Below are 12,803 nucleotides of genomic sequence, written 5' to 3' on the forward strand. Positions count from 1 at the left end.
GTGGCGAACGACTGGGTGGCCAACGGCGCCTGGTCCGGCCCCTCGGGAATCGGTGGCCAGGCGCGCGCCGGCTCCGGTCTGACCACCGATGCCTCGGGCACGCACGTCGCCTTCGTCGACGCCAACGGCAGCATCGCGAACGACTGGGTGAGCAACGGCGCGTGGCAGGGCCCCGCCGGCATCGGCGGCACCAGCCGCTGACCAGCCCGCGACCAGCACCGATTCCACCCCGGCCGGCCTCTTGCCGACCGGGGTGGAATCGTTCCTATTGCGGCCCGCGGTGTGACCGGCGAGGTCCACCCGGCCGCCGACCGCCCGCGCTGGGACGCCAGGCGGGCTCGGTGGCCGGGAACGTGCGACCGGGTCGCTGCGTTATAAGGGGAGAAGCAGTCGGAGCACGCGAGGGAAGGGGTCCCGGATGTCGACGAGTGGGAAGATCGCCGCTGCCGGAGTCGTCGCAGCGGTCATCCTGTTCCTGACGGTCGGATTCTGGGTGGGGCTGCTGGTCCTGATCGGGGTCCCGGCCGCCGCCTATCTGATGCTCGACCCCTCGCAGCGGCGTCGCTTGCGCGGCGTGAACAAGAGACGGCGAATAGGGCGGTGACGGTGTCCGAAGCGGAGATCCGAGGGGAAGCCCTCAGGAGTGCCGGTGTGGTCCTGGCGGTCAGCAGCAACGGGGCGTACTCGTTCACCAAGCCCGCGCGCGAGAGCATCACGCTGCTCCCAGGGCTGGGTGTCGAGGGGGACGTGCACGCGGGAGTGACCGTCAAGCACCGCTCCCGGGTCGCCCAGGATCCGACGCAGCCCAACCTCCGGCAGGTCCACCTGATCCACCGCGAGCTCTTCGACGAGGTCGCGCGGGAGGGCTTCGAGGTGGCCGCGGGCCAGCTCGGGGAGAACGTGACCACCGAAGGCATCGATCTGCTCGGCCTGCCGACCGGAGCGCTCCTGCGCATCGGCGCGGAGGCCGTCGTCGAGGTCACGGGCCTGCGCAACCCCTGCGCCCAGATCAACAGGTTCCAGCACGGCCTGCTCAAGCACGTGGTGGGCCGCGACGCCTCGGGACGCATCCAGTACAAGGCGGGCATCATGGGCGTGGTCCGCGAGGGCGGAACGATCCACCCCGGAGATGGCATCAGCGTCACCCTCCCGCCGCGTCCGCACGTCCCCCTCGCCCGCGTCTGACCCCCGGCGGGCGGGGCGGGCGTGCCCCGGCCGTCCCGCCGCCGGGCCGTCACACCGGACGGACCGCGACCTCGTCCAGCGCGGCCAGCAAGCCGGGCAGGTCCATGCCTGCGTCCCCGTCCCCGTCCGCGCCACCGTCGCGCGGCACCGGAATGACCTCGCTCGGCCCCTCGTCCAGCAGGACGAAGGCGATGTCGTCGGTCCGGGCCACCAGAGACCATCCGGGGCCGTCGACCCGCAGGGTCCTGGCACCCTCGCCCGCGAAGGCGGACCGCACCCGGCCCGGCGGTGGCGGCGTCGTCGTGTAGTCCCGTGCCTCCGCCAGCACCCGGGCCAGCCCGGGATGCGCGACCGGCTGACCGCCGCCGTCCGACGCGAACCGCTCGCGCCACTCGGACCACTGGCGGGCGATCTGGTCCGCGCCCATCCGCCGCTGTACCGGCCCCCAGGTCTCGGCCGAGGGCGGGGCCAGCGGAACCCGCCCCGTCCCGTCCGCGCCCTGCTCGGGATCGTGCGGTTCGGGGATGCCCGGCGCGGCCACGGACAGCGCCAGTGGCCAGCCCGCCAACGAGACCACGATGCTGCGCTCGTCCGGGGAGAGGTCGTACTCCATGCCGCAGTCCCAGGAGGCGATGGCGGTCGCGACCAGCGCGACGTCGTCGACGACCACGGTCCAGCGCGCGCCGTCCTCGTCCTGGCCGAGCACCAGCCCGTAACCGTCGGCGGCCGGGGGCACGCCGAGCAGCGAGCACGCCTCCGGGTAGTCGTCTCCCAGGATGCTCGGGAACTGGGCCGGGGTCAGCAGTACGGCGGACAGCACGTACAGCGAACCGTCGCCCTCCTCGTCGGACACGTACCCTCCTGGTAGCTCACCTGTCGGCGCACCCTAACCAGCCGGTAACCCGCGCGTCGAGAGCGGGAGTGCACCGATTTCCAACGTCAGTGCCTGCACGTAGAGTTGGGAGCTCGCCACAGAAAGGGTTCCTCGGTGCAGCGTTACGACCGGCTGAAGGAGATCCTCCGGCTCGATCCGGAGCGGGATTTCCTGGCCATCTACCGGCTCACCGCCACCTACGAGTTCCCCTGGGACTTCGCCCGGGCGCTGGAACTGGCCCTCTACCGGACCTACGCCGTCCCCAGCATCGGCCGGCTGCTCGCCGAGACCGGCGAGTTCACCGACCGCACCCAGAAGCGCTACGACGACACCGTGCTGCTCCTCGACGCGGTGGTCGAGCACGGCTTCGACAGCGACACCGCGCGCACCGCGATCCGGCGCGTGAACCAGATGCACCGCGGCTACGCCATCTCCAACGAGGACATGCGCTACGTCCTGTGCACGTTCGTGGTGATTCCGAAGCGCTGGCTGGACGTCTACGGCTGGCGCGCGCTCACCCACCACGAGCAGCGGGCGAGCGCCCGGTACTACGCCACCCTCGGTCGGCACATGGGCATCTCGGACATCCCGGACTCGTTCGAGGAGTTCGAAGCCACCCTCGACGGCTATGAGGAGGCCCACTTCGGCTGGGACGAGGGCGGCCGCAAGGTCGCCGACGCCACCCTCGACCTGATGGCCTCCTGGTACCCGGCCCCGCTCGGCCCGCTGGTGCGCGGCGCCGGGCGCGCCCTGCTCGACGAGCCGCTGCTGCGCGCGTTCCGCTACGACCCTCCGCACCCCCGCCTGCGCGGGCTGGTCCGGGGCGCGCTGCGGCTGCGCGGACGCGCGGTCCGCTTGCTGCCGCCCCGCGCGGAGCCGCACTACGCCCGGCAGAACCCGGAGGTCAAGGGGTACCCCAACGGCTACGACGTGGGCGAGCTGGGCACCTTCCCGAGGCCCGGCGGCGCGGGCGGCTGCCCCGTGCCGCACCCCCGCCGCCCCCAGGGGGCCGACGCGCCCCCGCCCTAGGGGCCGGTTCCCGGCTCAGGGACGGCGTACCGCCAGGGCCAGGAACCGGTGCTCCTCGTCGGCGTAGGAGGTCGGTTCCCACCCGGAGGCGCTGAGCAGGGGGCGGAGGTTGTGCTCGGCCCGCATGTCGTCGTCGGTCAGCTCCCGGCCCTGGCGCGCCGCCAGGGCCGCCCGCCCGATGGGGTGGAACAGGGCGAGCCGCCCGCCGGAGCGCACCACCCGCGCCAGTTCGCGCAGGCTCACCTGCGGGTCGGGCAGGTGGGCGATCAGCCCGGCCGCGAACACCGCGTCGAGGCAGCCGTCCCGCAGCGGCAGCCGGGTCGCGTCCGCCAGCAGCAGCGCGCCCGCCGCCCGCCGCCCGGCCTGCGCCGCCTCGGCGAGCATCTCGGGGGTGAGGTCGGCGCCGAGCACGGTTCCGGAGGGGCCGACGGCCGCGCGGAGTTCGGGCAGCGCCCTCCCGGTCCCGCATCCCGCGTCGAGCACCCGGTCGCCGGGCCGCAGGCCGATTGCGGCCACGGCGGCGGCGAAGGCGGGCCCGTCCCCGGGGAACTTCCGGTCCCAGTCCGCCGCTCGGACCCCGAAGAACTCCTGCACGCGTGTGTGGTCTTCGCTCATGTGCCCATGATCCCGCACGCACGCACGGTCGCGTGCGGACAGTGCGCAGGATGACACCCGGTGTGATCGAAGATGAACCTCGCGCTGTCATATTCCAGCAGTTCCAGCGCCTTTCGAAATGCTTCCCCTGTTCGTGGCCTCACCCGGACTAGCGTCCCGTGGCCATGGGACACCTCGACCACGCGGCCTACGGCTGGCTCACCCCCGTACTGTCGTACGTGATGGCATGCATCGGCTCGGCCCTCGGGCTGCGCTGCACCGTCCAGGCGCTCGCCGCCACCGGACGTTCCCGCCGCAACTGGCTCCTCACCGGGGCCTCCGCGATCGCCACCGGCATCTGGACGATGCACTTCGTGGCGATGCTGGGATTCGGCGTCACCGGCACCGAGGTCCACTTCAACGTGCCGCTGACCCTCCTGAGCCTGGTCGGCGCCCTGCTGGTGGTGGGCGCCGGGGTCTTCGCCGTCGGCTACGGCCGGGACCGCGGCCGGGCCCTCGTACTGGGCGGCCTCACCACAGGCCTCGGCGTCGCGAGCATGCACTACCTCGGGATGGCGGCCCTGCGCATGCACGGGCGCGTCTCGTACGACCCGCTCGCCGTCGGCCTCTCCGTCGCCATCGCGGTCGTCGCGGCCACGGCCGCCCTCTGGGCCGCGGTCAACATCACGTCGCCGGTGGCCGTGGCGCTCGCCTCCCTGGTGATGGGCGCCGCCGTCAGCAGCATGCACTACACGGGAATGCTGGCCGTCTCGGTCCACGTCACCCCCTCGGACGCGCCCCTGCCCGGAGCCCCGCTGATGCAGTTCGTCTTCCCCCTCGCGGTCGGTCTCGGCTCCTACCTGTTCATCACCTCCGCCTTCGTCGCGCTGTCCCCGAGCGCGGACGAACGCGCGGCATCGGCCTCCGCGCAGCGCCTGGGTGCCCGGGCCGCCGCCCACTGAGCACCGATCCCGGCCCGCGCCGCCCGCTTGCACGCACGCACGCACGCACGCATCGCACGACACCGGAACGAGGACCCCATGCGCACACCCCGCAGGAAGCCGGACGCGGCCCCGCGGCACCCCGCGCCCCCGGCGCGAGGCCGCCGCGCGCACGCCGGCCCGCCGGCCGACGAGCCCCATCCCGGCCCCCCGCACGCATCGACCGGGCCGCACCCAGCGACCGGACCCCACACCTCCGCCGGACCGGACGCGTCGGCGGGACGGGATGCGCCGGCCGGACGGGACGCGGGGATGACGACCGGACGGGGCCGGGCGTACGCCCCCAGCGCCCGAGCGTTCCTCGCCCGCCCCCGACGCACGCCTGCGCCGGGCCCGGCGCCCGCACAGGACCGGACACCGGGACAGGTCCGCGCACCGGGACAGGTCCGCGCACCGGGACAGGACCAAGCCCCGGGCCCGTACCGAACCCCGGGCCAGGGGCCGGCCCCCGCCTTCGCTCCCGCCCCCGGCGGACCCGGGCCCGCCGCCTACGGCCAGGGCAGCGGCTCCGGCCCCGCCGCCGGTGCCTCGGCGGTCGCCGAGCCCCCGGAGACCATCGCTGCCACCCCCTCCGCCCGCCGCGGGCGACGCTCCGCCCGCCTCGGCACGGTCCGTGCGAAGGTCGTCGCGCTCCTGATGGTGCCGGTGGTCTCGCTGCTCGCCCTGTGGGCCTTCGCGACGGTCAGCACCGCCCAGGACGTCGCCCGCGTCAGCCGCGCCCAGCAGGTCGACGACCGGATACGAGTCCCGGTGGACCGCGCGGTCACCGCGCTCCAGGAGGAACGGGCCGCCGCGGTCCGCTTCCTCGCCGACCCGGCCGCCGCCGACCGGGCCGCGGCCCTGCGGGAGCAGGGGCGCCGGACCGGCGCCGCCCTTGACGGACTGCGCCTCGGTGAAGCGCACACCGTCGCCGATTCGGGCGGCTACCCGGCCGACCTCGCGGCCCGGATGCGGACCTTCGTGGCCGCCGCCGACGGGCTCGCGGCCTCCCGTGCCGACGCCGCCCAGGGAAGGACCACCCCGGACGCGGCCTACGCGGCGTACACCCGGGTCGTCGATTCCGCCCTGGCGGTCGGCGGCGCCCTCGGCGGTGGCCGGGACGCCGGAAGCGACGGCGACGCCCGGGTCCTGCTCGAGTTCGGGCGGGCCGCCGAGTCGCTTTCCCGGGAGGACGCGCTGCTCGCCGTACCGGGGCAGCGCAGCGCGGAAACGCTTCGGCAGTTGACCGGCGCGATCGAGACGCGGCGCGCCCTCACGGATGCCGCCGCCCGGGACCTGCCCGCCGCCCAGCGGACCGCATGGCAGGCGGTCACCAAGAGCGCCGTCTACACCGGCCTCACCGCGGCCGAGGACCAGGCGCTGGCGGCCGGGACGGGGCGCGACGCACACGGCGCACCCTCCGGCTGGGAGCCCGTGTACGCCGGAGTGGCCGGCTCGATGCGCGCCGTCGCGAGCGCCGCGCACGCCGGGTCCACGGACCGCTCCGCGCCGCTGGCCCAAGGGCTGCTCAGCCCCTCGGGAGCGGCCGTCCTGCTCGGCCTCGCCGCAGTGGCCGCCTCCCTGGCCATCTCCGTGCGCATCGGACGCGGGCTCGTCGTCGAACTCGTCTCGCTCCGCAACGGCGCCCTGGAGATCGCCCACCGCAAACTCCCGGACGCGATGGACCGGTTGCGCGCCGGCCGGCACATCGACGTGCTGGCCGAGACCCCGCCCGGGAGCCCGGCCGAGGACGAGATGGCCCAGGTCGGGGAGGCCCTGTCCACCGTCCACCGGGCCGCGCTGAGCGCCGCGGTGGAGCGGGCCGAACTCGCCGACGGGATCTCCGGCGTCTTCGTGAACCTCGCCCGGCGCAGCCAGGTCCTGGTCCACAAGCAGCTCACCCTGCTCGACTCGATGGAGCGCCGCGCCGACGACCCCGGTGAGCTGGGCGACCTCTTCCGCCTCGACCACCTGACCACCCGGATGCGGCGGCACGCGGAAAGCCTGATCATCCTCTCCGGGGCGGCGCCGGGGCGCGCCTGGCGGATGCCGGTCCCGCTCACCAACGTCGCACGGGCCGCCGTGTCCGAGATCGAGGACTATCCGCGCGTCGAGGTGCGCGGGCTCGCCGAGGCGGCCGTGGTCGGCGGCGCCGTCGCCGACCTCACCCACCTGCTGGCCGAACTCATCGAGAACGCGGCGCAGTTCTCGCCGCCGCACACGAAGGTCCGGGTCAGCGGCGAGCCCGTGGGCGCCGGTTACGTGCTGGAGGTCGAGGACCGCGGACTCGGCATGGGCCGGGAGGCCCTCGCCGACGCCAACCGGCGCATCGAAGAGTCGGAGGCGCTCGATCTCTTCGACAGCGACCGCCTCGGACTCTTCGTGGTCAGCCGGCTCTCGGCCCGGCACGGGGTCCGGGTCCACCTGCGGCCCTCGCCCTACGGCGGCACCACCGCGGTCGTCCTGCTGCCGAAGGCACTGCTCCAGGGCGCGCTCACCCCGGGCGACGCAGGCACGGGCGGGGACGAGACGGCCGGGGCGCCTGAGACCTCTGAGACCACGGGGACCGCTGCGATGCCCGAGGCCCCCGACGCCCCAGTGGAAAGCAGGCCCGCCGCGGAAGCCGGGGGCGCCTTAGGCGAGCCCGCCGTACCGTCGGCACCGCCCGCCCCCGAAGCACCGCCCGCCCCCGAAGCGCCGCCCGCCCCCGAAGCACGGCCGTCGGCTCCCCGGACCGTCCGGGCCGTATGGGAGGACCCGCGCGGGATCTCGGCCGTGCCCCGCACCCCCGTGCAGCCGGACCCCCGCCCCGCGCCGGTGGCGAACCTCCGGCTCCGCGGCTCCGCCGGACCGACGGGCCCCCTCCCACCGGCCGGCCCCCCACCGGCACCCTCCGCCGGGCTCGCGCCCGCGCGCACCCCCGCGCGCACCCCCGCGCGCAGCCTCGCGCCCGAGCCCGTCCCGGCCGCAGTGAGCGAACTGCCCCGTCGGGTCCGCCAGGCGAGCCTCGTCCCGCAGCTGCGCGAGGCCCCGGCCTCCCGGCCCGTGCCCGGCCCCGGGACCCCGCAGGACCCGCCGGGGCGCAGCCCCGAGGAGGCCCGGGACCGGATGGCGGCGTACCGGGACGGGTGGGCCCGTGGCAGGCGAGCCGTCACCCCCACAACCAACGAAGGAGCAGAGTGATGATCGAACAACAGCGGACCGCGGTCGGCGGTCTCCACAGGTCCGGCGAGCTGGACTGGCTGCTGGACGACCTCGTCGTCCGGATCAGGGAGGTCCGGCACGTGGTGGTCCTGTCCAACGACGGCCTGGCGGTGGGCGCTTCCAGCGCGCTCGGCCGGGAGGACGCCGAGCACCTGGCGGCGGTCGCCTGCGGCTTCCACAGTCTCGCGAAGGGCGCGGGGCGCCACTTCCACGCCGGGGGCGTGCGCCAGACGATGGTGGAGATGGACGAGGGCTTCCTCTTCGTCGCGGCGGCCGGGGACGGATCCTGTCTGGCCGTGCTCAGCGGCGCGGGCGCCGACATCGGCCTGATCGCCTACGAGATGGCCCGGCTGGTCAAACGCGTCGGGGAGCACCTGTACACCCCGTCCCGTTTCCCGGCGCACCCGCCGGCCGCGGGTTGAGAACGGCGGCCGCGGCGGTGGACGGCCCGAGGAACGACCCCGCGGCGAGCGACCGGTGGTACGACGGCGACGCGGGCCCGCTGGTGCGCCCGTACGCCATGACGGGCGGGCGCACCAAGCCCGGCCCGCACGGCGTGCGCTTCGACCTGATCGCCCTGGTGGTCGTCGAACCGGGCGCCGTGGACGCGGCCGCGGACTCCCTGCTCGGCCCGGAGCACCGTGCCCTGCTCGGACTGTGCCGGGCGCAGACCCAGTCGGTCGCGGAACTCGCCGCCGACGCGGACCTGCCGGTCGGGGTGGTCCGGGTGCTGCTGGGGGATCTGCTGGAGGCGGGCCACGTCCGGGTGCGGGGGCCCGTACCGCCGGCCCGCTTGCCGGACGAACGGATCCTGCGCGAAGTCATCGAAGGACTCAGGGCGTTGTGACGGGGCGCTCGCGACCGTCGTATGCGCGGGCACGAGAGTGAGGGGACGACCATGTCGGGACAGCAGGTCCAGCGGCCGGAGGCGGAAGAGGAACTGGCCCCGCTCGCCCTGAAGATACTCGTGGCCGGGGGGTTCGGGGTGGGCAAGACCACGCTCGTGGGGGCGGTCAGCGAGATCCGTCCGCTGCGGACGGAGGAGACGCTCAGCGAGGCGGGCGAACTCGTCGACGACACGGGCGGCGTGGAGCGCAAGACCGCCACGACGGTCGCCATGGACTTCGGCCGGATCACCATCCGGGAGGGCCTGTCGCTGTATCTCTTCGGTACGCCCGGCCAGGACCGCTTCTGGTTCCTGTGGGACGAGCTGTCGCAGGGCGCGCTCGGGGCGGTGGTGCTCGCCGACACCCGGCGGCTCCAGGACTGCTTCCCGGCGGTGGACTACTTCGAGCACCGCCGCATCCCCTTCGTGGTGGCCGTCAACTGCTTCTCGGGCGAACGGGGTTACGGGGCGCACGACGTGGCCGGGGCGCTGGACCTGGAGCCGGGCACTCCGGTGGTGCTGTGCGATGCCCGGGACCGGGACTCGGGGAAGGAAGTGCTGATCAGGCTGGTCGAGTACGCCGGGCGCAGGCACACCGCCCGGCTGCTCGAATCGGTGGAGCCGCAGGCGGGCTCGGTGTGAGACGGGACCCGGGACGGGGTGCGCGGTGTGTGCGGCGGGCACGCGGTCGCCGGGTGACCGGCGGCCGCGCCCGGTCCCGTCAGTCGGCGACGCCGGACATCGAGATCACCTTGTCGATCGGGACGCGCACGAGGAGTTCGCCCGGGACGGCGTTGCGCCGGCCGAAGGCCTCGGCGCGGTCCTCGCCCATGTAGCGCCCCCCGATCCGGGTGGCCCAGACCAGCATGTCGTCCATGTCCTCGCTGATCGAGGCCCGTCCCTGGAGGACGACGTAGGAGAACGGGGGCCGGTCGTCGTCCACACAGAGCGCGACGCGGCCGTCGCGGGTGAGATTGCGCCCCTTGACGGTGTCCGCACCGGTGTTGAAGACGAACGCGTCACCGTCGAGTACGAACCAGATGGGAGCGATGTGCGGACTTCCGTCCTCGCGGACGGTCGACAGCTTGCCGGTGCGGGTGGAGTGCGAGACGAACGCCCGCCATTCCTCTTGAGTCATCTTCTTCGCCATGGGGACATCCTCCTTGCCGGAAAGCCCCTGGTGGGGAAGGCTGGCGAGACGACGCAGCGGGGGTGGGCGCGGCCGGCCGGCCGGGTCGACGGGGAGGGGCGGAAAATGGCACTGGACAAGCAGCTCGACTGGCTGCTGGACGACCTGACGCGCAGGATCCAGCAGGTCCGGCACGTGGTGGTGCTCTCCAATGACGGCCTGGTGACGAGCGCGAGCGCGGGCCTGGCACGGGAGGACGCCGAGCACCTGTCGGCGGTCGCGGCCGGGCTGCAGAGCCTGGCGAAGGGCTCGGGCCGCCACTTCCGTGCCGGTGAGGTGCGCCAGACGGTCGTCGAGTACGACGACGGCGTCCTGCTGGTGATGGCGGCGGGCGAGGGCAGCTCCCTGTGTGTGCTGACGGCTGCCGACGCGGACTACGTGCAGGTCGCGTACGAGATGACGTTGCTGGTGAACCGGGTGGGTGAGCACCTGGGCGTCGCGGAGCGGCGGATGACGGGGGAGTAGCGGGGCTGGTCGGCGCCGCGAGTTGTCCACAGGCTCTGTGACGCCCTTGCACGCTTCGATCACTCTGAGTTACGGTCTTCACGCAGAGTAGTCAACGTGTGCGGGGGAGGACCGTCATGGAGGTCAAGAGCAGGACCGTGGCCGTGGGTCCGGTGGCCGGGAGGCCGTCGGAGGTGCTGAGCGGCGGCCGGGCCGCCGAGGAACTGGGGCTCGGGCGCAGCGAGTTCGCGCGGGCCGTACAGCTGGGCCTGGTCCGGGCCGGGCCGTGCGCGCCGAGCGGGGCTCCGCGGTTCGCGCGGGCCGAGCTGGACCGGATCGGGGCGGCCGAGGGGTTCCCGGACGCCCTGCGCGAGCAGGTCAGGACGGTGGGCGCGGCGGATGCGGCGGAGCTGGTGAAGATCAGCCCGGGCCGGTTCACCCGGCTCGCGCGCTGCGGGCGGGTCACGCCGGTCGGGTACCGGATCAACCGGTACCGGACCGTCGTCTGGCTCTACCTCGCCTCGGAGCTGGCCGACTTCGCCCGGCGGGAGCCCGGGCTGCTGAGCGGGAGCGCGCCCCCGGAGGACCGGGAGCTGATGGAGCGCCGGGCGGATCTGCGGCCCCGGCGGTGGCGCGGACGGCATGTGGGGTTGCTGCTGAGACGGACCGCGGATCCCTGGGAGCGGGCGGCGGTACTGGCTTCCGTGCTGCCGGAGGATGAACTGGAGCGGGCCGTGCCCGACCGGGCGGAGCGGATCCTGCTCACGGGGCTGGCCCCGCCCCCGCCCTACGGGCACCCGCAGATCCCGGCCGCGGCGGCCGTCGCGACCGCCCTGCTGCTGGCCGAGCCCCCGGACGAGCTGCGCTGGTACCGGACGAGTCTGGAGTTCGCGCTCGCCGGAGCGCGGGATCAGTCGAAGACGACCGGCGAGAGGGGGCCGACGTAGACCCAGGCGCCGTCCTCGCGGGAGAAGGTGCTGTGTTCGCGCAGCGAGCCGGTGTGCCCGGCCTCCCGGTAGTGCGCCCGGAACTCCACCGTGCCCTGCGTCTCGAACATCCCGCCGCGCTCCGTGCGCAGGATCTCCAGTCGCTCCCAGCGCTGCCCGGGGTCCAGATCGAGCCGCCCGGGGCGGGTCGAGGGATGCCAGGAGCGGAGCAGGTAGGCGGTGTCCCCGATCGCGAAGGCGCTGAACCGGGACCGCATCAGCAGCTCCGCGGTCGGCGCCTGCCGCTCGCCGGAGTGGAAGCGGCCGCAGCAGTCCGGGTAGGCGGCGGGCAGCCCGCAGGGACAGGGGCGGGCCGGGTTCGGGGTCGGCATGGGCACGCTCAGCTCTTCGGTGACGGGGCGGACGGGGGCGGACCTGGGGCGGAGGTGGCGGCGCACCCGGCTGGGGCCGGGGGCGCACGGGCCGCAAGGTCAGGAGGGGTCGGACTGCTCCGCCGTGGCGGACGGCTTCGGCGGGGCGGCCGGGTAGGGACGGAACAGCCCCTCCTGGACGACCGAGACCAGCAGCCTGCCCTCCACATCGTAGATCCGGCCGCGAGCCAGCCCCCGGCCGCCGTGGGCGATGGGGGACTCCTGGTCGTAGAGGAACCACTCGTCCGCGCGGAAGGGCCGGTGGAACCACATGGCGTGGTCCAGGCTCGCCATGTCGAAACCGCGCATGCCCCACAGCGGCTCGACGGGGATGCGCACGGCGTCGAGGAGGGTCATGTCGCTGGCGTAGGTCAGCGCGCAGGTGTGCACGAGGGGGTCGTCGCCCAGCGGGCCGACCGCGCGCATCCAGACGGCGCTGCGCGGATCGGCGTCCTTGAGCTCCTCGGGGGTCCAGCGGAGCCGGTCCACGTACCGGATGTCGAAGGGCTGGCGGCGGGCCATCCGCTCCAGCGCCTCCGGCAGCGACCCGAGGTGTTCGCGGATCTCGTCCACGACCTTCGGCAGCGTGTCGGGGTGTGGAAAGTCCAGCCGAGGAGGCAGCTGGTGCTCGATGCCGCCCTCCTCCGGCCGATGGAAGGAGGCGGTGAGGTTGAAGATCGTCTTGCCCTGCTGGACCGCGGTGACGCGGCGGGTGGTGAAGGAGCGCCCGTCCCGCACCCGCTCCACCTGGTACACGATCGGCACCCCGGGGATGCCGGGGCGCAGGAAGTACGCGTGCAGCGAATGGACCGGCCGCCCGCCCTCGGTGGTCCGGCCGGCCGCCACCAGCGCCTGGCCGGCCACCTGGCCGCCGAAGACCCGCTGGAGGGACTCCTGCGGGCTGCGGCCGCGGAAGATGTTGACCTCGATCTGCTCCAGGTCGAGCAGGTCGACCAGTCTCTCGGCGGGGTTCGTCATCAGGGGTTCTCCACGGGGCTCGGGGGCGGCGGTGCCGGTGGCGTCGAGGGCGCCGGACGGATGCGGGACGGGGTGGCGGGGAC

At 74.4% G+C, this 12,803-nt stretch carries 16 protein-coding genes; 11 read left to right on the top strand and 5 right to left on the bottom strand.

Going from position 1 to position 12,803, the window contains the following annotated elements:
• From ABZY31_RS07800 to ABZY31_RS07810, 3 genes are all read left to right on the top strand, one after another.
• Window positions 1-201, top strand: a 201-nt coding sequence (locus ABZY31_RS07800; protein WP_356405917.1) for a hypothetical protein, incomplete at its 5' end; no start/stop codon positions are given.
• A 217-nt stretch (window positions 202-418) separates the two neighbouring features.
• Complete coding sequence (locus tag ABZY31_RS07805) at window positions 419-604, top strand: hypothetical protein (RefSeq protein ID WP_356405919.1); 186 nt, start codon at window positions 419-421, stop codon at window positions 602-604.
• A 47-nt stretch (window positions 605-651) separates the two neighbouring features.
• Window positions 652-1,185 (top strand): MOSC domain-containing protein, encoded by a 534-nt coding sequence (locus ABZY31_RS07810; protein ID WP_356405921.1) that lies wholly within the window; start codon window positions 652-654, stop codon window positions 1,183-1,185.
• 49 nt (window positions 1,186-1,234) lie between these two features.
• Here the strand turns inward: ABZY31_RS07810 and ABZY31_RS07815 are convergent, their stop codons facing one another.
• Window positions 1,235-2,038, bottom strand: a complete 804-nt coding sequence (locus ABZY31_RS07815; protein WP_356405923.1) for a hypothetical protein — start codon at window positions 2,036-2,038, stop codon at window positions 1,235-1,237.
• A gap of 135 nt (window positions 2,039-2,173) precedes the next feature.
• On the opposite strand from ABZY31_RS07815, the gene ABZY31_RS07820 reads away from it, so the two are divergent.
• Window positions 2,174-3,088 carry an oxygenase MpaB family protein gene (locus ABZY31_RS07820; RefSeq protein WP_356405925.1) on the top strand — a complete coding sequence of 305 codons (915 nt, stop codon included), beginning with the start codon at window positions 2,174-2,176 and terminating at the stop codon, window positions 3,086-3,088.
• Window positions 3,089-3,103: 15 nt separating this feature from the next.
• Here ABZY31_RS07820 and ABZY31_RS07825 read toward each other — a convergent pair whose 3' ends face one another.
• The gene (locus ABZY31_RS07825; protein WP_356405927.1) at window positions 3,104-3,703 is read right to left on the bottom strand and encodes a methyltransferase domain-containing protein; all 600 of its coding nucleotides are present in this window, start codon (window positions 3,701-3,703) and stop codon (window positions 3,104-3,106) included.
• A 164-nt stretch (window positions 3,704-3,867) separates the two neighbouring features.
• Between ABZY31_RS07825 and ABZY31_RS07830 the strand changes: the two genes are divergently transcribed.
• The 5 genes from ABZY31_RS07830 to ABZY31_RS07850 all read left to right on the top strand — a co-directional run bounded on the left by ABZY31_RS07830 (window position 3,868) and on the right by ABZY31_RS07850 (window position 9,394).
• Complete coding sequence (locus ABZY31_RS07830; protein WP_356405929.1) at window positions 3,868-4,644, top strand: MHYT domain-containing protein; 777 nt, start codon at window positions 3,868-3,870, stop codon at window positions 4,642-4,644.
• Window positions 4,645-5,319: 675 nt separating this feature from the next.
• Window positions 5,320-7,845: a nitrate- and nitrite sensing domain-containing protein gene (locus ABZY31_RS07835; protein WP_356406002.1), complete on the top strand. Its 2,526-nt coding sequence runs from the start codon at window positions 5,320-5,322 to the stop codon at window positions 7,843-7,845.
• A complete protein-coding gene (locus ABZY31_RS07840) occupies window positions 7,845-8,288 on the top strand; it encodes a roadblock/LC7 domain-containing protein (protein ID WP_356405930.1) in 444 nt (147 codons plus the stop codon). Before ABZY31_RS07835 ends, ABZY31_RS07840 begins: the two co-directional genes overlap by 1 nt.
• A 17-nt stretch (window positions 8,289-8,305) precedes the next feature.
• On the top strand, window positions 8,306-8,713 hold the full coding sequence (locus ABZY31_RS07845; RefSeq protein ID WP_356405932.1) for a DUF742 domain-containing protein: 408 nt from the start codon (window positions 8,306-8,308) through the stop codon (window positions 8,711-8,713).
• Between the two features lie 51 nt (window positions 8,714-8,764).
• Window positions 8,765-9,394, top strand: coding sequence for an ATP/GTP-binding protein (locus ABZY31_RS07850; RefSeq protein WP_356405934.1), 630 nt, complete (start codon window positions 8,765-8,767; stop codon window positions 9,392-9,394).
• 79 nt (window positions 9,395-9,473) lie between these two features.
• Here ABZY31_RS07850 and ABZY31_RS07855 read toward each other — a convergent pair whose 3' ends face one another.
• The gene (locus ABZY31_RS07855; RefSeq protein ID WP_356405935.1) at window positions 9,474-9,902 is read right to left on the bottom strand and encodes a PPOX class F420-dependent oxidoreductase; all 429 of its coding nucleotides are present in this window, start codon (window positions 9,900-9,902) and stop codon (window positions 9,474-9,476) included.
• Window positions 9,903-10,007: 105 nt separating this feature from the next.
• Between ABZY31_RS07855 and ABZY31_RS07860 the strand changes: the two genes are divergently transcribed.
• Both ABZY31_RS07860 and ABZY31_RS07865 read left to right on the top strand, forming a co-directional pair.
• A complete protein-coding gene (locus tag ABZY31_RS07860) occupies window positions 10,008-10,406 on the top strand; it encodes a roadblock/LC7 domain-containing protein (RefSeq protein ID WP_356405937.1) in 399 nt (132 codons plus the stop codon).
• Between the two features lie 116 nt (window positions 10,407-10,522).
• Window positions 10,523-11,332 carry a DUF6397 family protein gene (locus ABZY31_RS07865; protein ID WP_356405939.1) on the top strand — a complete coding sequence of 270 codons (810 nt, stop codon included), beginning with the start codon at window positions 10,523-10,525 and terminating at the stop codon, window positions 11,330-11,332.
• On the opposite strand, the gene ABZY31_RS07870 is transcribed toward ABZY31_RS07865, so the two are convergent.
• Complete coding sequence (locus ABZY31_RS07870) at window positions 11,296-11,703, bottom strand: YchJ family protein (protein WP_356406004.1); 408 nt, start codon at window positions 11,701-11,703, stop codon at window positions 11,296-11,298. The two genes, ABZY31_RS07865 and ABZY31_RS07870, sit on opposite strands and share 37 nt — an antisense overlap.
• A gap of 99 nt (window positions 11,704-11,802) precedes the next feature.
• On the bottom strand, window positions 11,803-12,720 hold the full coding sequence (locus ABZY31_RS07875; protein WP_356405941.1) for an acyl-CoA thioesterase II: 918 nt from the start codon (window positions 12,718-12,720) through the stop codon (window positions 11,803-11,805).
• Window positions 12,721-12,803: the final 83 nt, after the last annotated feature.

It is taken from the genome of Streptomyces sp. NPDC006529 (assembly GCF_040611795.1).
Taxonomy (GTDB): Bacteria; Actinomycetota; Actinomycetes; order Streptomycetales; family Streptomycetaceae; genus Streptomyces.

Coding starts and splice junctions, on each gene's coding strand:
- ABZY31_RS07805 (WP_356405919.1), top strand. CDS start 419: ATGTCGACGAGTGGGAAGATCGCCGCTGCCGGAGTCGTCGCAGCGGTC.
- ABZY31_RS07825 (WP_356405927.1), bottom strand. CDS start 3,703: ATGAGCGAAGACCACACACGCGTGCAGGAGTTCTTCGGGGTCCGAGCG.
- ABZY31_RS07830 (WP_356405929.1), top strand. CDS start 3,868: ATGGGACACCTCGACCACGCGGCCTACGGCTGGCTCACCCCCGTACTG.
- ABZY31_RS07835 (WP_356406002.1), top strand. CDS start 5,320: ATGGTGCCGGTGGTCTCGCTGCTCGCCCTGTGGGCCTTCGCGACGGTC.
- ABZY31_RS07840 (WP_356405930.1), top strand. CDS start 7,845: ATGATCGAACAACAGCGGACCGCGGTCGGCGGTCTCCACAGGTCCGGC.
- ABZY31_RS07850 (WP_356405934.1), top strand. CDS start 8,765: ATGTCGGGACAGCAGGTCCAGCGGCCGGAGGCGGAAGAGGAACTGGCC.
- ABZY31_RS07855 (WP_356405935.1), bottom strand. CDS start 9,902: ATGGCGAAGAAGATGACTCAAGAGGAATGGCGGGCGTTCGTCTCGCAC.
- ABZY31_RS07860 (WP_356405937.1), top strand. CDS start 10,008: ATGGCACTGGACAAGCAGCTCGACTGGCTGCTGGACGACCTGACGCGC.
- ABZY31_RS07865 (WP_356405939.1), top strand. CDS start 10,523: ATGGAGGTCAAGAGCAGGACCGTGGCCGTGGGTCCGGTGGCCGGGAGG.
- ABZY31_RS07870 (WP_356406004.1), bottom strand. CDS start 11,703: ATGCCGACCCCGAACCCGGCCCGCCCCTGTCCCTGCGGGCTGCCCGCC.
- ABZY31_RS07875 (WP_356405941.1), bottom strand. CDS start 12,720: ATGACGAACCCCGCCGAGAGACTGGTCGACCTGCTCGACCTGGAGCAG.